This is a genomic window from Streptomyces sp. NPDC053426, from assembly GCF_055585405.1.
The window spans coordinates 308,686-330,363 of record NZ_JBVJKE010000004.1; the positions used below are offsets into that span (position 1 = coordinate 308,686).

The window sequence follows — 21,678 nt, forward strand, 5'->3', positions numbered from 1 at the left end:
GAGGCGCGGGGACGGGTTTTTTCGCACGACGGTGTCAGTGGCGTGGGATACCTTTCTTCTGACTTCACAGATGTGACACAGCGAAACAACCAGGGGTGGGATTCATGGGCATGGCCGCATGGAAGCGCGTGGGTGTCTGTCTGACGGCCGTGGCCGTCGTCGCGGGCGTCGCGGGCTGTCAGGACGGTGACGGGGGCGGGACGAAGAAGAAGGCCGCCGACTCGGCGGGGTCCGGGGTCCAGACGCAGAACGAGATGACGGAGGTCCTCCAGGCGGCCTTCAAGAACACCTCGGAGGCCAAGTCCTCCAAGGTCCGGATGACCATGACGGTGCCGGCCGCGGCGGGCGGCGGCACCATGGAGATGTCCGGTGTGCAGGGCTGGGACCCGACCGTCATGGACGTCACCATGAAGGGCTCCGCGCTCACGGCGGGCGACCCGGACGCGCCCGAGCAGGTCCGCATGATCATGCTGGACCAGGCCATGTACATGGACATGGGCGCGGAGCAGGCCGCCGAGATGGACGGCAAGCGCTGGATGAAGATGGACTTCGGTGCCATCGCCGAGGCGTCCGGCGACCCGGAGATCCAGAAGCAGATGACCGGCGGCATGGAGAACATGAACCAGGACCCGGCGCAGCAGCTCGCCCTGCTGCTCGGGTCGGAGAACCTGAAGCACGTGGGTCCCGAGAAGGTCGACGGAGTCCAGACGCAGCACTACAAGGGCACGCTGACCATCGAGGAGATGCTCGACGCCAACAAGGCGCTCGACGGCGTGTTCACCGCGCAGGAGCGCGAGCAGCTCGTCGCCAACATGAAGAAGACGGGCCTGAAGGGGTACGACACCGAGGTCTGGGTCAACGAGGACAACTACCCGGCCAAGATGGTCGTCGGCATGCAGATGGACTCCGGCGAGATGAAGATGACGGCGCACTACTCCGACTACGGCGCCGCCGCCGACGTCGAGGCGCCGCCGGCGAAGGACACCTTCGACTTCATGGAGATGATGAAGGAGCTGGAGGGCCTGGGGGCGGACTCCGAGGCAGGTCTCGACGCCTGATGCCCCCGATCGGCCGATTTGCTTGACGCCGCTCCGTTCGCGTACTCTTCCACGGAAGCCAAAGACCGCTGGTAGTTGCCGTGCGCTCGTCAGAGTTCACGGTGGCCGAAGGATCCGCTGAACTGCGGACGACCCGCGCAGGTGTCAGTGGAAGAGTTCCCGGAGTTCGCCGCCGCAAGAACGCGAGTGACCGGTTGAGCTACGCCCCGTGCGCCTGCGCCCGGGGCGTTTCGTTTTCCCCAGTCCTCCTTCGGGTCCGCGCGGTCCGAATCACCCGGAAGGAGGCCGAGGCTCTATGGCGAGGCCCGACAAGGCTGCCGCGGTTGCCGAGCTGACGGACAAGTTCCGCAGCTCCAACGCCGCCGTGCTGACCGAGTACCGCGGTCTCACCGTGGCGCAGCTCAAGACGCTGCGTCGTTCGCTCGGTGAGAACGCCCAGTACGCCGTGGTGAAGAACACGCTGACCAAGATTGCGGCCAACGAGGCCGGGATCACGCTCGACGACCAGCTCTTCGCTGGCCCGACGGCGGTCGCCTTCGTCACCGGTGACCCGGTGGAGTCGGCGAAGGGTCTTCGTGACTTCGCCAAGGACAACCCGAATCTCGTCATCAAGGGCGGTGTCCTTGACGGCAAGGCGCTGTCCGCCGACGAGATCAAGAAGCTTGCGGACCTCGAGTCCCGCGAGGTTCTGCTCGCCAAGCTGGCGGGCGCTTTCAAGGGCAAGCAGACGCAGACTGCTCAGCTCTTCCAGGCGCTCCCCTCGAAGCTCGTCCGCACCGTGGACGCGCTCCGTGCCAAGCAGGACGAGCAGGGCGGTGCCGAGTAATTCGGCTCGCTTTGCGGTCCTCGCCGCGTGAACCACACGTGATGAGGGCCGACGCGGGCCCGACGTACGCCCGCCACATCCCGTACATCCGGCACCTGCCGATTTAGTGGAAGGACCGCCATCATGGCGAAGCTCAGCCAGGAAGACCTGCTCGCCCAGTTCGAGGAGATGACCCTCATCGAGCTCTCCGAGTTCGTGAAGGCCTTCGAGGAGAAGTTCGACGTCACCGCCGCCGCGGCCGTCGCCGTCGCCGCGGGCCCGGCCCAGGGTGGCCCGGCCGCTCCGGCCGAGGAGGAGAAGGACGAGTTCGACGTCATCCTCACCGCCGCCGGCGACAAGAAGATCCAGGTCATCAAGGTCGTGCGTGAGCTGACCTCCCTGGGTCTGAAGGAGGCCAAGGACCTCGTGGACGGCGCCCCGAAGCCGGTCCTCGAGAAGGTCGCCAAGGACGCCGCCGAGAAGGCCGCCGAGTCCCTCAAGGGCGCCGGCGCCTCCGTCGAGGTCAAGTAACACCTCCGGGGTCCCCACGGGGCCCCAGCGCGTCCCCAGGGACGTGTAACGCTCAAGCGCTGAGGAGCGATCATCCATCCGGGTGGTCGCTCCTCGGCGTATGAGGGGTCCGGCGGCGGCTGCCTTGCACCCGTGACGGCGGGGAGTAAGGTGATCTTCGTTGTGCCTCCGGGGACCGCGAAGATCCGCCTGGTGGCAGGCGGTCCCGGCAAGGGGGGCCTTGACGAACCGCACGCAGCGCGCAATTCTCAGGACGCGTCGTCACAAGGATCCGAATCCGAGGCATGGATCGACGGCAAAGAGGGCAGTATCACCGTGCGTTGAGGGCAGCGCCTTGTCGCAGGAGTTGAGAAGAACGAGGGCCTCCACCGGCTTCGTAAACCGGCATTGGACATCAGTGTGCCAAATGGCTACACTGACCCTTTGCGCTGCCTGTTAGCTGTCCCCTGCCCGTCACCAGGGGCATGCCCTCGCTCGAGCACCGACGACTAGATCATCTCTGACCTGGGATGTCTGTCTCTCTGCCCAGTGGGGGGCCGGTACGCGCGTAGTGAGTCCGAGCCCTCGGAAGGACCCCCTCTTGGCCGCCTCGCGCAACGCCTCGACCGCGAATACGAACAACGGTGCCAGCACCGCCCCGCTGCGCATCTCCTTTGCAAAGATCAAGGAGCCTCTCGAGGTTCCGAACCTGCTCGCGCTGCAGACCGAAAGCTTCGACTGGCTGCTCGGGAACACCGCTTGGCAGAGTCGGGTCGAGGAGGCTCTCGAGAACGGGCACGACGTCCCCACCAAGTCCGGTCTGGAGGAGATCTTCGAAGAGATCTCCCCGATCGAGGACTTCTCCGGGTCGATGTCGCTGACCTTCCGCGACCACCGCTTCGAGCCGCCGAAGAACTCCATCGACGAGTGCAAGGAGCGCGACTTCACGTACGCGGCCCCGCTCTTCGTCACCGCCGAGTTCACCAACAACGAGACCGGCGAGATCAAGTCCCAGACCGTCTTCATGGGCGACTTCCCGCTCATGACGAACAAGGGCACGTTCGTCATCAACGGCACCGAGCGTGTCGTGGTGTCGCAGCTCGTCCGTTCGCCCGGCGTCTACTTCGACTCCTCCATCGACAAGACGTCCGACAAGGACATCTTCTCCGCCAAGATCATCCCGTCCCGGGGTGCCTGGCTGGAGATGGAGATCGACAAGCGCGACATGGTCGGTGTCCGTATCGACCGCAAGCGCAAGCAGTCCGTCACCGTCCTCCTGAAGGCGCTCGGCTGGACCACCGAGCAGATCCTCGAGGAGTTCGGCGAGTACGAGTCCATGCGCGCCACCCTGGAGAAGGACCACACCCAGGGCCAGGACGACGCGCTGCTCGACATCTACCGCAAGCTGCGTCCGGGCGAGCCCCCCACGCGTGAGGCCGCGCAGACGCTCCTCGAGAACCTGTACTTCAACCCCAAGCGCTACGACCTCGCGAAGGTCGGCCGCTACAAGGTGAACAAGAAGCTCGGCGGGGACGAGCCGCTGGACGCCGGCGTGCTCACCACCGACGACATCATCGCCACCATCAAGTACCTGGTGAAGCTGCACGCCGGTGAGACCGAGACGGTCGGCGAGTCCGGTCGCTCGATCATGGTCGAGACCGACGACATCGACCACTTCGGCAACCGCCGCATCCGCAACGTCGGCGAGCTGATCCAGAACCAGGTCCGTACGGGTCTCGCCCGTATGGAGCGCGTCGTGCGCGAGCGCATGACCACCCAGGACGTCGAGGCGATCACGCCGCAGACCCTGATCAACATCCGGCCGGTCGTCGCCTCCATCAAGGAGTTCTTCGGCACCAGCCAGCTGTCCCAGTTCATGGACCAGAACAACCCGCTGTCGGGGCTGACGCACAAGCGTCGTCTGAACGCCCTCGGCCCGGGTGGTCTCTCCCGTGAGCGGGCCGGCTTCGAGGTCCGTGACGTGCACCCGTCGCACTACGGCCGCATGTGCCCGATCGAGACGCCCGAAGGCCCGAACATCGGTCTGATCGGTTCGCTCGCCTCGTACGGCCGGATCAACCCGTTCGGTTTCATCGAGACGCCGTACCGCAAGGTCGTCGAGGGCCAGGTCACCGACGAGGTCGACTACCTGACCGCCGACGAGGAGGACCGCTTCGTCATCGCGCAGGCCAACGCGCCGCTCAACGACGAGATGCGGTTCGTGGAGAACCGGATCCTGGTCCGCCGCCGTGGCGGCGAGGTCGACTACGTCCCCGGTGACGACGTCGACTACATGGACGTCTCGCCGCGCCAGATGGTGTCGGTCGCGACCGCCATGATCCCGTTCCTCGAGCACGACGACGCCAACCGTGCCCTCATGGGCGCGAACATGATGCGCCAGGCCGTGCCGCTGATCAAGAGCGAGTCCCCGCTCGTCGGCACCGGCATGGAGTACCGCTCCGCCGTCGACGCCGGCGACGTGGTCAAGGCCGAGAAGGACGGTGTGGTCCAGGAGGTCTCCGCGGACTACATCACCACCGCCAACGACGACGGCACGTACATCACGTACCGCCTGGCCAAGTTCTCGCGCTCCAACCAGGGCACCTCGGTCAACCAGAAGGTCATCGTCAACGAGGGCGACCGGATCATCACCGGCCAGGTCCTCGCCGACGGCCCGGCCACCGAGAACGGCGAGATGGCGCTCGGCAAGAACCTGCTGGTCGCGTTCATGCCGTGGGAGGGTCACAACTACGAGGACGCGATCATCCTGTCGCAGCGCCTCGTGCAGGACGACGTCCTCTCCTCGATCCACATCGAGGAGCACGAGGTCGACGCCCGTGACACCAAGCTCGGCCCCGAGGAGATCACCCGGGACATCCCGAACGTCTCCGAGGAGGTCCTCGCCGACCTCGACGAGCGCGGCATCATCCGCATCGGTGCCGAGGTCATCGCCGGCGACATCCTCGTCGGCAAGGTCACGCCCAAGGGTGAGACCGAGCTGACCCCCGAGGAGCGCCTGCTGCGCGCGATCTTCGGTGAGAAGGCCCGTGAGGTCCGTGACACCTCGCTGAAGGTGCCGCACGGCGAGACCGGCAAGGTCATCGGCGTGCGCGTCTTCGACCGCGAGGAGGGCGACGAGCTTCCCCCCGGTGTCAACCAGCTGGTGCGCGTCTACGTCGCGCAGAAGCGCAAGATCACCGACGGTGACAAGCTCGCCGGCCGCCACGGCAACAAGGGCGTCATCTCCAAGATCAACCCGATCGAGGACATGCCGTTCCTGGAGGACGGCACCCCGGTCGACATCATCCTCAACCCGCTGGGTGTCCCGTCCCGAATGAACCCGGGACAGGTCCTGGAGATCCACCTCGGCTGGCTCGCCAGCCGCGGCTGGGACGTCTCCGGCCTCGCGGAGGAGTGGGCCGAGCGGCTCCAGGCCATCGGCGCCGACAAGGTCGAGCCCGGCACCAACGTCGCCACCCCGGTCTTCGACGGTGCGCGTGAGGACGAGCTCGCGGGTCTGCTCCAGCACACCATCCCGAACCGCGACGGCGAGCGCATGGTGCTCCCGTCCGGCAAGGCACGGCTGTACGACGGCCGCTCGGGCGAGCCGTTCCCGGAGCCGATCTCGGTCGGCTACATGTACATCCTCAAGCTGCACCACCTGGTCGACGACAAGCTGCACGCGCGTTCGACCGGCCCGTACTCCATGATCACCCAGCAGCCGCTGGGTGGTAAGGCTCAGTTCGGTGGCCAGCGGTTCGGCGAGATGGAGGTGTGGGCACTCGAGGCGTACGGCGCCGCCTACGCGCTCCAGGAGCTGCTGACCATCAAGTCCGACGACGTCACCGGCCGCGTGAAGGTCTACGAGGCCATCGTCAAGGGCGAGAACATCCCCGAGCCCGGCATCCCCGAGTCCTTCAAGGTCCTCATCAAGGAGATGCAGTCCCTGTGCCTGAACGTGGAGGTGCTGTCCAGCGACGGTATGTCCATCGAGATGCGTGACACCGACGAGGACGTCTTCCGCGCTGCGGAGGAGCTCGGCATCGACCTGTCCCGGCGCGAGCCGAGCAGCGTCGAAGAGGTCTGACGGGAGTTGGGCGGCCCGCCGAACAACGGGCCGCCCGCCCCAGGACCCCCGTATCAGACCCCAAGACTCACGACCCTGAGAGGGATTGACGCATAGTGCTCGACGTCAACTTCTTCGACGAGCTCCGGATCGGCCTGGCCACCGCGGACGACATCCGTCAGTGGAGCCACGGCGAGGTCAAGAAGCCCGAGACCATCAACTACCGCACCCTCAAGCCCGAGAAGGACGGACTCTTCTGCGAGAAGATCTTCGGTCCGACCCGGGACTGGGAGTGCTACTGCGGCAAGTACAAGCGCGTCCGCTTCAAGGGCATCATCTGTGAGCGCTGTGGCGTCGAGGTCACGCGCGCCAAGGTGCGCCGCGAGCGGATGGGCCACATCGAGCTGGCCGCGCCCGTCACGCACATCTGGTACTTCAAGGGCGTCCCGTCGCGCCTCGGCTACCTGCTCGACCTCGCCCCGAAGGACCTGGAGAAGGTCATCTACTTCGCGGCGTACATGATCACGTACGTCGACGAGGAGCGCCGCACCCGCGACCTGCCCTCGCTGGAGGCCCACGTCTCCGTCGAGCGCCAGCAGGTCGAGAACCGCCGCGACGCCGACCTGGAGGCCCGCGCCAAGAAGCTCGAGACCGACCTGGCCGAGCTGGAGGCCGAGGGCGCCAAGGCCGACGTGCGCCGCAAGGTGCGCGAGGGCGCCGAGCGCGAGATGAAGCAGCTGCGCGACCGCGCGCAGCGCGAGATCGACCGCCTCGACGAGGTGTGGACCCGGTTCAAGAACCTCAAGGTCCAGGACCTCGAGGGCGACGAGCTGCTCTACCGCGAGCTGCGTGACCGCTTCGGCACGTACTTCGACGGCTCGATGGGTGCCGCGGCGCTGCAGAAGCGCCTGGAGTCCTTCGACCTGGAGGAGGAGGCCGAGCGTCTCCGCGAGATCATCCGCACCGGCAAGGGCCAGAAGAAGACCCGTGCGCTCAAGCGGCTGAAGGTCGTCTCCGCGTTCCTGCAGACGTCCAACAGCCCCAAGGGCATGGTGCTCGACTGCGTGCCGGTCATCCCGCCGGACCTGCGTCCGATGGTGCAGCTGGACGGTGGCCGCTTCGCGACCTCCGACCTGAACGACCTGTACCGCCGTGTCATCAACCGCAACAACCGCCTGAAGCGGCTTCTCGACCTCGGCGCGCCCGAGATCATCGTGAACAACGAGAAGCGGATGCTCCAGGAGGCCGTCGACGCGCTCTTCGACAACGGCCGTCGTGGCCGCCCGGTGACGGGCCCCGGCAACCGTCCGCTGAAGTCGCTGTCCGACATGCTCAAGGGCAAGCAGGGCCGCTTCCGTCAGAACCTGCTCGGCAAGCGAGTCGACTACTCGGCGCGTTCCGTGATCGTCGTCGGCCCGCAGCTGAAGCTGCACCAGTGCGGTCTGCCGAAGGCGATGGCGCTGGAGCTCTTCAAGCCGTTCGTGATGAAGCGCCTGGTCGACCTGAACCACGCGCAGAACATCAAGTCGGCCAAGCGCATGGTCGAGCGCGGCCGCACGGTCGTGTACGACGTGCTGGAAGAGGTCATCGCGGAGCACCCGGTCCTGCTGAACCGTGCGCCCACGCTGCACCGCCTCGGCATCCAGGCCTTCGAGCCGCAGCTGGTCGAGGGCAAGGCCATCCAGATCCACCCGCTCGTCTGCACCGCGTTCAACGCGGACTTCGACGGTGACCAGATGGCCGTGCACCTGCCGCTGTCCGCGGAGGCGCAGGCCGAGGCCCGCATCCTGATGCTGTCCTCGAACAACATCCTCAAGCCGGCCGACGGCCGTCCGGTGACGATGCCGACCCAGGACATGGTCCTCGGTCTGTTCTTCCTCACCACCGACGGCGAGATGCGCGACCTCAAGGGCGAGGGCCGTTCCTTCGCCTCGGTCGCGGAGGCGATCATGGCCTTCGACGCGGGCGAGCTGTCGCTCCAGTCGAAGATCGACGTCCGCTTCCCGGTCGGCACCATCCCGCCGCGCGGCTGGACCCCGCCGGCGCGCGAGGAGGGCGAGCCCGAGTGGCAGCAGGGTGACAGCTTCCGGCTGAACACCACCCTGGGCCGCGCGCTCTTCAACGAGCTGCTGCCCGAGGACTACCCGTTCGTCGACTACGAGGTCGGCAAGAAGCAGCTCTCCGAGATCGTCAACGACCTCGCCGAGCGCTACCCGAAGGTCATCGTGGCGGCGACGCTCGACAACCTGAAGGCGTCCGGCTTCTTCTGGGCCACCCGTTCCGGTGTCACCGTCGCCATCTCCGACGTCGTCGTCCCCGAGGCGAAGAAGGAGATCGTCCGCGGCTACGAGGCGCAGGACGAGAAGGTCCAGAAGCAGTACGAGCGCGGTCTGATCACCAAGGACGAGCGCACGCAGGAGCTCATCAACATCTGGACCAAGGCGACCAACGAGGTCGCCGAGGCGATGAACGACAACTTCCCGAAGACCAACCCGATCTTCATGATGGTGAACTCGGGCGCACGAGGCAACATGATGCAGATGCGTCAGATCGCCGGTATGCGTGGTCTGGTGTCGAACGCGAAGAACGAGACGATCCCGCGTCCGATCAAGGCGTCGTTCCGTGAGGGCCTGTCCGTGCTGGAGTACTTCATCTCCACGCACGGTGCCCGTAAGGGTCTGGCGGACACCGCTCTGCGTACCGCCGACTCGGGTTACCTCACCCGTCGTCTGGTCGACGTCTCCCAGGACGTCATCATCCGCGAGGAGGACTGCGGCACCGACCGCGGTCTGCGCCTCAAGATCGCGAGCCGGGACGAGACGGGCGTGCTCCGCAAGGAGGGCGACGTCGAGACCTCCGTGTACGCGCGCTGCCTCGCCGAGGACATCGTGGTCGACGGACAGGTGCTGGCCCCGGCCGGCACCGACCTGGGCGACGTCCTCATCGAGGAGCTCGTCTCCCGCGGCGTCGAGGAGGTCAAGACCCGCTCGGTCCTGACCTGCGAGTCCGCCGTCGGCACCTGCGCGATGTGCTACGGCCGTTCGCTGGCCACCGGCAAGCTGGTCGACATCGGTGAGGCGGTCGGCATCATCGCCGCCCAGTCCATCGGTGAGCCCGGTACCCAGCTGACGATGCGTACCTTCCACACCGGTGGTGTGGCCGGTGACGACATCACCCAGGGTCTGCCCCGTGTCGTCGAGCTCTTCGAGGCCCGTACCCCGAAGGGTGTCGCCCCGATCTCCGAGGCCTCCGGCCGCGTGCGGATCGAGGAGACCGAGAAGACCAAGAAGATCGTCGTCACCCCGGACGACGGCAGCGACGAGACGGCGTTCCCGATCTCCAAGCGCGCCAAGGTCCTGGTCGGCGAGGGCGACCACGTCGAGGTGGGCCAGCAGCTCACCGTGGGTGCCACCAACCCGCACGACGTGCTGCGCATCCTGGGTCAGCGTGCCGTCCAGGTCCACCTGGTCGGCGAGGTCCAGAAGGTCTACAACTCGCAGGGCGTGTCGATCCACGACAAGCACATCGAGATCATCATCCGGCAGATGCTCCGCCGTGTGACGATCATCGAGTCCGGCGACGCCGAGCTGCTGCCCGGCGAGCTGGTCGAGCGCTCGAAGTTCGAGACCGAGAACCGTCGTGTGGTCCAGGAGGGCGGTCACCCGGCCTCCGGTCGTCCGCAGCTGATGGGTATCACCAAGGCCTCGCTGGCGACGGAGTCCTGGCTGTCGGCCGCCTCCTTCCAGGAGACGACCCGAGTCCTGACGGACGCGGCGATCAACGCCAAGTCCGACAGCCTCATCGGCCTCAAGGAGAACGTCATCATCGGTAAGCTCATCCCGGCCGGTACGGGTCTGTCCCGCTACCGCAACATCCGGGTCGAGCCGACCGAGGAGGCCAAGGCCGCTATGTACTCGGCCGTCGGCTACGACGACATCGACTACTCGCCGTTCGGCACGGGCTCCGGCCAGGCCGTTCCGCTGGAGGACTACGACTACGGTCCGTACAACCAGTAAGCGAGTCGCCTGAACCGAAGGGCGGTCACCCCGTACGCGACGGGGTGGCCGCCCTTCGGCGTTCGTACGGCGACGACGCCGCCGCGTCCGTACGGCGCCGCTCGGGCGCCCGCGTGCGGAACCGCTCAGGCGGCCGGGTCGCGCAGCTTCCAGTCCCCGACCGCGTCGATCCGCAGGACGCAGCGGCCCGGAACCGGGATGCTCAGCCTCGCGCCGCCCCGGCCCTCGGCGAGCACGCCGGCCGGGCGGAACGACCGGGTGAGCCGACGGACGGTGAAGTCCGTGTCGCCCCGGTGCTCGAACTCCACCACCTTGGACCCGCCACGCCTCAGCACGGTCTCCGTGCCGTGGCCGCGCAGCCACCCACCGTCGGTCAGCTGCCGGGCCTCGCCGACGCGGCGCAGCGCGATGCGCCAGGGCCCGGACGCGGTGACCTCCACGAACAGGACGTCGGTGTCCTGCGCGGGCACACCCACGTGCGCGCTCGTCGGGCCCATCCCGCCGTCCAGCAGGATCCGCCGGCGGCCCCCGCGGCCCGAGCGGGTGTGCACGGAGAAGGACTGCTTCACGTCGGTCTCGAAGACCAGCACCGCGGGCACGCCCGGAGCGGGCCTGGGCAGGGCCAGCCTCATCGTGCCCCGCCCCCGGCTCCAGGCGATGTCCGAGGCGGTGCGGTGGCCGGCGCTCAGCCGGTCGAGTGCCGCCCGGCCGCCGGCCAGGACCGTCGGCACCCGCCCGGGCGCGACCCGCTTGGCCTGCTCGTACGCGTCGAGCGCCGTGCGGTAGTCCGTCAGCTCGTCGGCGTCGGCCGCCTCGCCGGGGGAGTAGGGGTGGGCGCGCAGCAACTCGCCGTACCGGGTGATGGCCCGCTCGGCTTCCGCGGTGGCCTCGACCGTGGCCTTCGGCGCCTCGCGCTTCGGCCGGGTGCGGGGCAGCAGGCGGTACGAGACGACCGTCGGCGACACCGTCAAGGCCAGGTAGAGCACCAGGAACGCGGTGCCGTCGCCGAGCGGGAGCGCGCCGATGACGACCAGCAGGAACAGCATGGTGGCGGTGCCGCCGATCCAGCCGTGCAGCAGGGCCTTCGGCCAGCGGCGGGTGTGGCCGGCGCCGGTGCGGGCGGGCGCGCTGTCGTCGGGTGTGCGGTTCATGGTTCCCCCGTTCGGCCCTGTCGGCGGTCCCGGTCAGGGGTGGAGAGCGCGGTGGACGCGGAGCAGCGCTCTGGTGCCCACGGCGAGCAGCGCGGGTACGTCGCCGGTGGGCACGCGGCGGGCCAGGGCGAGGACGTCCAGGGCGATCGCGTAGTCGTCGAGGACATGCCCCGGGACGGTGGTGTCGTCGGCGCGCGGACCGTGGGCGGCGAGGCAGTCGTCGTACTCGACGACGGCCAGACGGACGTCGACGTCGACTGCGTCGAGGCCGCCGGGCCGGATGCCCGGGTTCGGTGTCATGGTGAGGTCCCCCCGTCGAACTCGTTGTGCCGGACGGCTGTACCGGTGCCAGAGTGCAGGAGGGCGGTCCGGGCAGACAGGTGCCGACGTCGGCTGTTTCCTACGGCCGTAACTTGCCGGTGTCCGGCAGTGGTCGGGGATCCCGGAGACACCCTGATGTCGGAAACGGCGGTGGGGCGCATCATGGAGGGAGCCCGACCATTACGGGGGAGGTGCTCCATGACCCATCCGTCGTGGCAGCCGTGGCAGCCGTGGCAGGGGAGCGGTGTTCCGCAGCAGTGGGCCGGCGCCGGTGCCGCCGCGATGCTCGCCTCGCACGCCGACCGCGAGCGCGCCGTGGACGTCCTCAGAGCCGGCTACGGCGAGGGGCGGCTGGAGAAGCCCGAGTTCGACCGGAGGGTCGCGCGGGCGTACGCCGCCCGTACGGTGGGGGAGCTGGCGCTGCTGGTGGCCGACCTGCCGCAGGGGCCCGTACCGCCCGCCGCGCCCGCCGTGCCGGCGGTGTTCCTGCCGGCGCCCCGGGCGCGGGTGAACGGCAAGGCGGTCGCCTCCGCCGTGTGCGGCGGGCTCTGCCTGTTCACCTTCGGGCTCACCGGCATCCCGGCGGTGATCCTGGGGCACACGGCGCGGGCCGAGATCGCGCGCACGGGGGAGGAGGGCGACGGACTGGCGCTGACCGGTCTGGCGCTCGGCTGGCTGGCGAACGGGGCGTGGGTGGTCCTGATGCTGCTGTCGTTCGCCCTCGCGCTGGCCTCCGGTTGACAAGCGAAGACCGGCGTGTTCCGCCCGGCGGCGCGGGTCGGGCCCATTTGTTTTGACCGCAGCGAATGCGATAGGTACGCTCAGACCTTGTGCCTGGGGTGTGCCCTGGCCTTCGTGCGTGCCATCACACCGCACCGGGGGCCGATGAACGGCCACCGCAATCCACACGTTCTTTCCGCCTTGCTGCGGAAGTCCGCGGGATTCGACACACCCGACCGCGTGGGTCGGTGACGTTCCAGGTTAGCTTCACCATTCGGCACACAGAAACCGGAGAAGTAGTGCCTACGATCCAGCAGCTGGTCCGCAAGGGCCGGCAGGACAAGGTCGAGAAGAACAAGACGCCCGCACTCGAGGGTTCCCCTCAGCGTCGTGGCGTCTGCACGCGTGTGTTCACGACCACCCCGAAGAAGCCGAACTCGGCCCTGCGTAAGGTCGCGCGTGTGCGTCTGACCAGCGGCATCGAGGTCACGGCCTACATTCCGGGTGAGGGACACAACCTGCAGGAGCACTCCATCGTGCTCGTGCGCGGCGGCCGTGTGAAGGACCTGCCGGGTGTTCGCTACAAGATCATCCGCGGTTCCCTCGACACCCAGGGTGTCAAGAACCGCAAGCAGGCTCGCAGCCGTTACGGCGCCAAGAAGGAGAAGTAAGAATGCCTCGTAAGGGCCCCGCCCCGAAGCGCCCGGTCATCATCGACCCGGTCTACGGTTCTCCTCTGGTGACCTCCCTGATCAACAAGGTGCTGCTCAACGGCAAGCGCTCCACCGCCGAGCGCATCGTCTACGGCGCCATGGAGGGTCTGCGTGAGAAGACGGGCAACGACCCGATCATCACGCTGAAGCGCGCGCTGGAGAACATCAAGCCGACCCTCGAGGTCAAGTCCCGCCGTGTCGGTGGTGCGACGTACCAGGTCCCGATCGAGGTCAAGCCCGGTCGCGCCAACACGCTCGCGCTGCGCTGGCTGGTCGGTTACTCCCGCGCCCGTCGCGAGAAGACCATGACCGAGCGTCTGCTCAACGAGCTTCTCGACGCCTCCAACGGCCTGGGTGCCGCTGTGAAGAAGCGCGAGGACACGCACAAGATGGCCGAGTCCAACAAGGCCTTCGCGCACTACCGCTGGTAGTCGCTACCCACATCGAGACCGAGAGAAGACTGAAGCCTTATGGCTACCACTTCACTTGACCTGGCCAAGGTCCGCAACATCGGGATCATGGCCCACATCGACGCGGGCAAGACGACCACCACCGAGCGGATCCTGTTCTACACCGGTGTGTCGTACAAGATCGGTGAGGTCCACGACGGCGCCGCCACCATGGACTGGATGGAGCAGGAGCAGGAGCGTGGCATCACGATCACGTCCGCTGCCACCACCTGTCACTGGCCGCTCGAGGACAACGACTACACGATCAACATCATCGACACCCCGGGGCACGTCGACTTCACCGTCGAGGTGGAGCGATCCCTGCGTGTGCTCGACGGTGCCGTGACCGTGTTCGACGGTGTCGCCGGTGTCGAGCCGCAGTCCGAGACGGTGTGGCGTCAGGCCGACCGTTACGGCGTCCCGCGCATCTGCTTCGTCAACAAGCTGGACCGTACCGGCGCCGAGTTCCACCGCTGCGTGGACATGATCTCGGACCGTCTGGGCGCCCAGCCGCTCGTCATGCAGCTCCCGATCGGTGCCGAGGCCGACTTCCAGGGCGTCGTGGACCTGGTCCGCATGAAGGCGCTCGTGTGGTCCGCCGAGGCCGCCAAGGGCGAGATGTACGACGTCGTCGACATCCCGGCCACGCACACCGAGGCCGCCGAGGAGTGGCGCGGCAAGCTGGTCGAGGCCGTCGCCGAGAACGACGAAGAGATCATGGAGCTGTACCTGGAGGGCCAGGAGCCCACCGAGGAGCAGCTGTACGCCGCGATCCGTCGCATCACCATCGCCTCCGGCAAGTCCAACGAGACCACCGTCACCCCGGTGTTCTGCGGCACCGCGTTCAAGAACAAGGGCGTCCAGCCCCTGCTCGACGCGGTCGTGCGCTACCTGCCGACCCCGCTCGACGTCGAGGCCATCGAGGGCCACGACGTCAAGGACGCCGAGGTCGTCGTCAAGCGCAAGCCGTCCGAGGACGAGCCGCTGGCCGCGCTCGCGTTCAAGATCATGAGCGACCCGCACCTCGGCAAGCTCACCTTCGTCCGGGTCTACTCGGGCCGCCTGGAGTCCGGCACCGCCGTGCTGAACTCCGTCAAGGGCAAGAAGGAGCGCATCGGCAAGATCTACCGCATGCACGCCAACAAGCGTGAGGAGATCGAGTCGGTGGGCGCCGGCGACATCGTCGCCGTCATGGGCCTGAAGCAGACCACCACCGGTGAGACGCTGTCCGACGACAAGAACCCGGTCATCCTGGAGTCCATGGACTTCCCGGCGCCGGTCATCCAGGTCGCCATCGAGCCCAAGTCGAAGGGCGACCAGGAGAAGCTGGGCGTCGCGATCCAGCGTCTGGCCGAGGAGGACCCGTCCTTCCAGGTCCACTCGGACGAGGAGACGGGCCAGACCATCATCGGTGGTATGGGCGAGCTGCACCTCGAGGTGCTGGTCGACCGTATGCGCCGTGAGTTCAAGGTCGAGGCCAACGTCGGCAAGCCCCAGGTCGCCTACCGCGAGACGATCCGCAAGGCCGTCGAGCGCGTGGACTACACCCACAAGAAGCAGACCGGTGGTACCGGTCAGTTCGCCAAGGTGCAGATCGCGATCGAGCCGATCGAGGGCGGCGACGCCTCGTACGAGTTCGTGAACAAGGTGACCGGTGGCCGCATCCCGAAGGAGTACATCCCTTCGGTGGACGCCGGTGCGCAGGAGGCCATGCAGTTCGGCATCCTGGCCGGCTACGAGATGACGGGCGTCCGCGTCACGCTCATCGACGGTGGCTACCACGAGGTCGACTCCTCCGAGCTCGCGTTCAAGATCGCCGGTTCGCAGGCCTTCAAGGAGGCCGCGCGCAAGGCTTCGCCCGTGCTCCTGGAGCCGATGATGGCCGTCGAGGTCACCACGCCCGAGGACTACATGGGTGAGGTCATCGGCGACATCAACTCCCGCCGTGGCCAGATCCAGGCCATGGAGGAGCGGGCCGGTGCCCGCGTCGTGAAGGGTCTCGTGCCCCTCTCGGAGATGTTCGGCTACGTCGGCGACCTGCGCAGCAAGACGTCCGGCCGCGCCAGCTACTCCATGCAGTTCGACTCCTACGCCGAGGTTCCGCGGAACGTCGCCGAGGAGATCATCGCGAAGGCCAAGGGCGAGTAACGGACTCCGTTTAACGGACCCCGTTCACACGCTTTAGGCTTGACCCCGGAGCCTGCAAGGGGCATTCCACCGCCAACCCGGCGGAATGCCCCGGGCCCGGGTTTCCCAGCAAAGATCACCTGGCGCCGATGAAGTAAGGCGTACAGAACCACTCCACAGGAGGACCCCAGTGGCGAAGGCGAAGTTCGAGCGGACTAAGCCGCACGTCAACATCGGCACCATCGGTCACATCGACCACGGTAAGACGACCCTCACGGCCGCCATTACCAAGGTGCTGCACGACGCGTACCCGGACCTGAACGAGGCCTCGGCCTTCGACCAGATCGACAAGGCTCCCGAAGAGCGCCAGCGCGGTATCACCATCTCCATCGCGCACGTCGAGTACCAGACCGAGACGCGTCACTACGCCCACGTCGACTGCCCCGGTCACGCGGACTACATCAAGAACATGATCACGGGTGCGGCGCAGATGGACGGCGCCATCCTCGTGGTCGCCGCCACCGACGGCCCGATGCCGCAGACCAAGGAGCACGTGCTCCTGGCCCGCCAGGTCGGCGTTCCGTACATCGTCGTCGCCCTGAACAAGGCCGACATGGTGGACGACGAGGAGATCCTGGAGCTCGTCGAGCTCGAGGTCCGTGAGCTGCTCTCCGAGTACGAGTTCCCGGGCGACGACGTTCCGGTCGTCAAGGTCTCCGCGCTCAAGGCCCTCGAGGGCGACAAGGAGTGGGGCAACTCCGTCCTCGAGCTGATGAAGGCCGTGGACGAGTCCATCCCGCAGCCCGAGCGTGACGTCGACAAGCCGTTCCTGATGCCGATCGAGGACGTCTTCACCATCACCGGTCGCGGTACGGTCGTCACCGGCCGCATCGAGCGTGGTGTCCTCAAGGTCAACGAGACCGTCGACATCATCGGCATCAAGACCGAGAAGACCACCACCACGGTCACCGGCATCGAGATGTTCCGCAAGCTGCTCGACGAGGGCCAGGCCGGTGAGAACGTCGGTCTGCTGCTCCGCGGCATCAAGCGCGAGGACGTCGAGCGCGGCCAGGTCATCATCAAGCCCGGTTCGGTCACCCCGCACACCGAGTTCGAGGCCCAGGCCTACATCCTGTCGAAGGACGAGGGTGGCCGTCACACCCCCTTCTTCAACAACTACCGCCCGCAGTTCTACTTCCGTACGACGGACGTGACCGGCGTCGTGACCCTCCCCGAGGGCACCGAGATGGTCATGCCGGGTGACAACACCGAGATGAAGGTGGAGCTCATCCAGCCCGTCGCCATGGAGGAGGGCCTGAAGTTCGCCATCCGTGAGGGTGGCCGGACCGTGGGCGCCGGCCAGGTCACCAAGATCAACAAGTGAGCTTGCTGATCTGACCTGGTAGCTCCAGCGCGAGCACCTGAGAGGGCCCGCACGACTTCGGTCGTGCGGGCCCTTTCGTCGTGCGCGGTCCGGCTCACCGCGGCGGTGTGCGGTGGGAGCGGGTGCAACTGCGCACCATCGCGTGCGGGGAGAGGGTGAGGACGTCGACGAAGCGAATCGGCTCCCGCTGCCCCAAGGGGGCGTGCCGGCCCACCGCGACGACGCTCGCGCCCCGCACCACGAGACGCTCGATGTGGTGCGGGAGCCCGTCGCGGAGGAGCGCGCGGCGCACCCGGTGCACGGCGTTCCGCCCGTGCACGGCCGCTCTGCCGGGGAGTTCGAACCGCACCTGCTCGTCCAGCAGGGATCCGCAGGCGTCGAGGTCGCCCCGGTCGAGGTAGTGGTACATCAGGCGTACGTGCTCGGCCCCGACGGCCGTGACCAGGGTGGTCGGCCGGAGCGGTTCGGGTTGCACGGGAAAGCGGTCATCCATGGAGGTTCCTGCTGCGTTCGCGCCGATCAACGGCCCGAGGCGACTGATCGGACCGTGGGGACTGATCGGACTATGGGGACGGCGGTGGGTGGGGCGGGGGTCCTGCCCGGTGCCGGCGGCCGCCGGAGCGGGGGATCCCGCTCCGGCGGCCGCCGGGGACGCTGTTCCTAGAAGCCGAAGAAATCCGTCACCTCGTCCTTGAAGAGACCGAACGTCGAGGACGCCACTTCCTTCCCGGAGTCGAGCGCCGACTGGAAGGCGCCGGTTCCGTGGGCCGCGAAGCCGCTGACGGAACGGATGAACCTGACCCCCGTGACGACGTTCCACGCGCTGGCGGACGCGTCCATCAGGAATTCCTTGCTGGTGATGCCTTCCGCGTAGGCGGTCATGCCCAGCGCGACCACGTCGAGGGTGAGGCTGGCGACCTGCAGGCCCAGGGCGGTGGCACCGAGGAAGGCGGCCACGGGCTGGCCCCCCGGTATGAGGGCCGCACCGGCCGCCGCCAGCCCCAGGCCTCCGGCGGCGATGCCCAGGTAGTTCGAGTACCGCTGCAGTTCGTCCGCGGTGTCGGCCCAGTCCTCCTTGCTGTTCCCCGGTACGTCGGCCCGGTCGTTCTCCGAGGTGTTCGTGGGATCGGTGCCCGCCTCCTCGCGGCGGCGGGCCGCCTCGGCCGCCTCACGGGCGGCGGCGGCCTGCTCCTTCCGGCGCAGATCGGCCGCGATGTGCTTGGCCTCGCTGGCCGCGGCGGCCGCCGCGGTGGCGTCCTGCTGGGCCTCCAGGGCCGAGGCACGGGCGGAGGACGCGGACCGCTGGGCGCTCTGCGCCGACGCCGAGGCCTGCTGGGCGGAGGCGACGGCCGAGTTGGCCGAGTAGTTGGCGCTGCGGGCGGCGCGCCGGGCGGTGGCCGCGGCCTCCCGCGCCCGCTGGGCCGAGGCCGCCGCGTCGGCCGCGGACCGGTCCGCGGCGTCCGCGTCGTCCCGTGCCTGCTGGGCGTGGTTCGCCGCCTCCGCCGCGGAGTCGTCGGCCCGGTCCGCCCACTGCTGGGCCTCGCTCGCCGCCTTCCGCGCCTCCGCCGCGGCCTTGCTCGCCAGTGCGGCGTTCACCTGTGCCTTGGCGGCGATGCTCGCCGCGTGGGCGATGGCCGCGCGGATGGCGGCGACGTGGGTGGCGGCGTCGTGGTCGAGCTGGGCCGCCCGGTACTGCACCTCCTGGACGAAGCTGCGGCGCATCCCGGCCGAGCCGTCCATCGCGATCTGGCCGGCCGCCCGGGTGTACGCGCCGCCCTGCTCGATGACGGAAAGGACGGTGATCCGGTCGTCCTCCATCTGGGCCAGGCGGTACCCGTCGTAGAGGAAGTTCCGCAGGGCTTCCGCGGTCCCGTCGTCGAGGGCGGCGGACGCGGCGGCGGTCACGGAGGGACCGGAGTCGTTCAGGAGCCGCAGGGCCCGCACGCGGTAGTCCTCCAGGAGCACCTGGTGGGCGTCCTGGGTGAGGAATCTGCGCACCACCGCCGGGTCGTCCTGGTCGAGGACGGCCTGCGCCGCCTCACCGAACGCGGAGGGACCGATCCGCGCCGTGTAGACCACCGAGTCCCGGTCGTCCTGGTCCTGCGCCAGTTCCCGGTCGGCGTCGAGCCAGGCCAGGACGTCCGCGTCGGAGCCGGAGAGCGCGAACGCGGCGGCGTCACGGGTCCAGGTACCGGTGGCCCCGAGCAGGCCGACCGCCGCCCGGCGCCCGTGGTCCACCGCCGCCGCCCGGTCACCGGCGGCGAGAGCCGCCGCCGCCTGGTCGAGCCGGTCGGCGACGTCGTCCAGCATGGCCCCGCCCTGGGTGGCGAGCCGCTCCCAGTCCTGTACGTACGCTGTCTCGGACGCGGCGACCAGGCGGGCGTCCGCCATGCCGGTCTCCATGTCGTCGGCGATGAACTGCGCCTCCGCCTCACGGGCCAGCCGCTCGACGTCCTGGGCCCGCTGGACGGCCTCGGTGGCCGTGTTGGCGGCCTCCACCGCGGCGTCGGCGTGTGCGGTGGACTTGTTCGCGTAGTCCAGGGCCTCGCCCGCGTGGGCGGCGGCCTCGTCGGCCGCTTCCGCCGCGTTCTCCGCGTGCTCCGCCGCCCGGTTGGCGGCGTCCCTCGCCTGCCGGGCGGCGGTGGCGGCGGTGGACGCGAGGCTCTCGGCGCGTCCGGCGGCGGCGGTGGCCCGTGCGGCGGCGGCGTTGGCCTCGGCCGCGGCGGCCCGGGCCCGCTGTGCCTGCTGGTTCGCCACCCCGGACGCGGCGGCGGCGTTGGCGGCGGCCGTCGCCGCGGCGGCGGCGTTCTGCGCGGCGGAGGCCGCGGCGGCACCGGCCACCCTGGACTGGTCGCTCGCGGTCGCGGCGGCGCCCGCGGCGGCCGCGGCCTTGCGGGCACCGGCCGCGGCGTCGCGGGCGCCCTCGGCCGCGGCCCGTGCCGCGGACGCCTTCGAGGCGTCCTTGGACGCGGCGATCGCCGCGTTGTAGGCGCCCGCGGCGGCACGGCCCGCGACAGCGGCCGCGGAGGCGGCCGCCTGGGCGGCCTCCGAGGCGCGGTGGGAGGCCGACACCGCCGTGTTGGAGGCGATGATCGCGGTACGCGCCGCGGAGGCCGCGCCCTGGGCCGCCTTGGCCGCGCGGTCCGCGGCCGCACCGGCCTGCCGGGCATCGCCCTGGGCCGCCTCGGCCTCCCGGGCGGCCTCCTGGGCGGCGGCCTTGGCGGCGGCCGCGGCGGTCTTCGCCCGCTCGGAGGCATCCACCGCCTGGTCGGTCTCCTGCTTGGCGCGCTTGCCGGCCGCCTCCACGGCCTGCACCAGCTGGGTGACGGTGAGGGACTCCTGGTCGCGGGCCCGGGCGATGTGCTGACCGGTCTTCAGGAACCAGCGCACGTCCTCGGCGGTGCCGTCCAGTGCCCGGGTGGCGTAGGTCTTCACCTCGGGACCGCCCTGCGTCATGATCTGCAGGGTCTCCATGCGGTCGTCCTCGGCCCGCGCGGTCTCCAGGCCGGTGCTCAGGAAGGTCTCCAGAGCCTCGGTGGTGGCGGCGTCCAGCGCCGCCTGCCCCGCCCGCTTCGCCGCCGCGCCGCCGTTGTTCATGACGGTGAGCGTGGCGATCCGCAGGTCCTCGGTCCGGGGCTCCCGGTAGCCCGAGGCCATGAAGGCCGCGACATCGGCGTCGGTGCCGGACAGGGCCGTGTTCGCGGCCGCCCGCACGGAGGCCCCGGCCGCGGTCATGAGCCTCAGCACCGCCATCCGGTGGTCCTCGGCCTTCTGGCGGGGCAGCTCCACGTCCAGGAACTGGCGTACGTCCGCGTCCGGACCGACCAGTGCCGCCGCCGCGGCCGCACGTATCGCCGTGCCGCCGGTCTGCCAGGCCTCCACCGCTCTGGCCCGGTCCGTGTCGGGGAGGACGCTTCCCGGCGCGTCGGTGGCGTACGCGCGCGCGGCGGCCGGGCCCAGTGCCTGATAGGCCACCGCACCGGCGGTGCCGGCCACCAGTGTCTGCAGGAATTTCCTTCGGTTCCACAGCTTCGTACTCATCGCTCGCTGACCCACTCCTCGGTCGGGGCACCTGGCCGCGGACGCCGGCGGGAAACGGCCGGACGCCGCTCGTCGTTCGGAGGAACGCCCTCGCACCGGTGGGCAGGCGGTACGTGCGGTCGTCGCGAAGCGGTCCTGGACGGGCCGTGCGCCGCAGGGCCGGAACGGTTCCTGATCCGGCTTCAGGGGCGCAGGGGCACACGGCGTTCGGCAGGATCCCTCGGCGTCGGCCGCTCCTCTCCCCCCGTCCCGCCGGTGCCGGCGTCTCTTCGCCCCGCAGGCTAGGAAGCGGCACCTTCACGGGACCGGTTCCGGCG

The 21,678-nt window shown here is 69.0% G+C and carries 14 protein-coding genes; 10 read left to right on the forward strand and 4 right to left on the reverse strand.

What is annotated here, in order from left to right; translation table 11 throughout:
• Positions 1–104 precede the first annotated feature (104 nt).
• From ACZ62B_RS10920 to ACZ62B_RS10940, 5 genes are all read left to right on the forward strand, one after another.
• Positions 105–1,058 carry an SCO4651 family lipoprotein gene (locus tag ACZ62B_RS10920; RefSeq protein ID WP_469689920.1) on the forward strand — a complete coding sequence of 318 codons (954 nt, stop codon included), beginning with the start codon at positions 105–107 and terminating at the stop codon, positions 1,056–1,058.
• Between the two features lie 295 nt (positions 1,059–1,353).
• Positions 1,354–1,884 (forward strand): 50S ribosomal protein L10, encoded by a 531-nt coding sequence (rplJ, locus tag ACZ62B_RS10925; RefSeq protein WP_030860896.1) that lies wholly within the window; start codon positions 1,354–1,356, stop codon positions 1,882–1,884.
• Between the two features lie 123 nt (positions 1,885–2,007).
• On the forward strand, positions 2,008–2,394 hold the full coding sequence (gene rplL / locus ACZ62B_RS10930; RefSeq protein WP_344560860.1) for a 50S ribosomal protein L7/L12: 387 nt from the start codon (positions 2,008–2,010) through the stop codon (positions 2,392–2,394).
• Positions 2,395–2,974: 580 nt separating this feature from the next.
• Positions 2,975–6,460 carry a DNA-directed RNA polymerase subunit beta gene (gene rpoB, locus ACZ62B_RS10935; protein WP_085570270.1) on the forward strand — a complete coding sequence of 1,162 codons (3,486 nt, stop codon included), beginning with the start codon at positions 2,975–2,977 and terminating at the stop codon, positions 6,458–6,460.
• A gap of 95 nt (positions 6,461–6,555) precedes the next feature.
• Entirely contained in the window at positions 6,556–10,455 is a 3,900-nt protein-coding gene (locus ACZ62B_RS10940; protein WP_344560857.1) for a DNA-directed RNA polymerase subunit beta', read from the forward strand.
• 125 nt (positions 10,456–10,580) lie between these two features.
• Here ACZ62B_RS10940 and ACZ62B_RS10945 read toward each other — a convergent pair whose 3' ends face one another.
• Complete coding sequence (locus tag ACZ62B_RS10945; RefSeq protein WP_469689923.1) at positions 10,581–11,606, reverse strand: hypothetical protein; 1,026 nt, start codon at positions 11,604–11,606, stop codon at positions 10,581–10,583.
• Positions 11,607–11,639: 33 nt separating this feature from the next.
• The gene (locus tag ACZ62B_RS10950; protein WP_469689925.1) at positions 11,640–11,906 is read right to left on the reverse strand and encodes a hypothetical protein; all 267 of its coding nucleotides are present in this window, start codon (positions 11,904–11,906) and stop codon (positions 11,640–11,642) included.
• 219 nt (positions 11,907–12,125) lie between these two features.
• On the opposite strand from ACZ62B_RS10950, the gene ACZ62B_RS10955 reads away from it, so the two are divergent.
• The 5 genes from ACZ62B_RS10955 to tuf all read left to right on the forward strand — a co-directional run bounded on the left by ACZ62B_RS10955 (position 12,126) and on the right by tuf (position 17,320).
• Positions 12,126–12,668 carry a DUF1707 and DUF4190 domain-containing protein gene (locus tag ACZ62B_RS10955; protein WP_344560851.1) on the forward strand — a complete coding sequence of 181 codons (543 nt, stop codon included), beginning with the start codon at positions 12,126–12,128 and terminating at the stop codon, positions 12,666–12,668.
• Between the two features lie 278 nt (positions 12,669–12,946).
• Entirely contained in the window at positions 12,947–13,318 is a 372-nt protein-coding gene (rpsL, locus tag ACZ62B_RS10960) for a 30S ribosomal protein S12 (protein WP_003948652.1), read from the forward strand.
• A gap of 2 nt (positions 13,319–13,320) precedes the next feature.
• Positions 13,321–13,791, forward strand: a complete 471-nt coding sequence (rpsG, locus tag ACZ62B_RS10965; protein WP_003992340.1) for a 30S ribosomal protein S7 — start codon at positions 13,321–13,323, stop codon at positions 13,789–13,791.
• 39 nt (positions 13,792–13,830) lie between these two features.
• Positions 13,831–15,957 carry an elongation factor G gene (fusA, locus tag ACZ62B_RS10970; RefSeq protein WP_344560849.1) on the forward strand — a complete coding sequence of 709 codons (2,127 nt, stop codon included), beginning with the start codon at positions 13,831–13,833 and terminating at the stop codon, positions 15,955–15,957.
• A 169-nt stretch (positions 15,958–16,126) separates the two neighbouring features.
• Positions 16,127–17,320, forward strand: a complete 1,194-nt coding sequence (gene tuf / locus ACZ62B_RS10975; RefSeq protein WP_030823490.1) for an elongation factor Tu — start codon at positions 16,127–16,129, stop codon at positions 17,318–17,320.
• A gap of 94 nt (positions 17,321–17,414) precedes the next feature.
• On the opposite strand, the gene ACZ62B_RS10980 is transcribed toward tuf, so the two are convergent.
• Together ACZ62B_RS10980 and ACZ62B_RS10985 are read right to left on the reverse strand one after the other, a co-directional pair.
• A complete protein-coding gene (locus ACZ62B_RS10980) occupies positions 17,415–17,813 on the reverse strand; it encodes a nuclear transport factor 2 family protein (protein WP_344560831.1) in 399 nt (132 codons plus the stop codon).
• 167 nt (positions 17,814–17,980) lie between these two features.
• A complete protein-coding gene (locus ACZ62B_RS10985; protein WP_469689930.1) occupies positions 17,981–21,361 on the reverse strand; it encodes an ALF repeat-containing protein in 3,381 nt (1,126 codons plus the stop codon).
• Between the last annotated feature and the right edge of the window lie 317 nt (positions 21,362–21,678).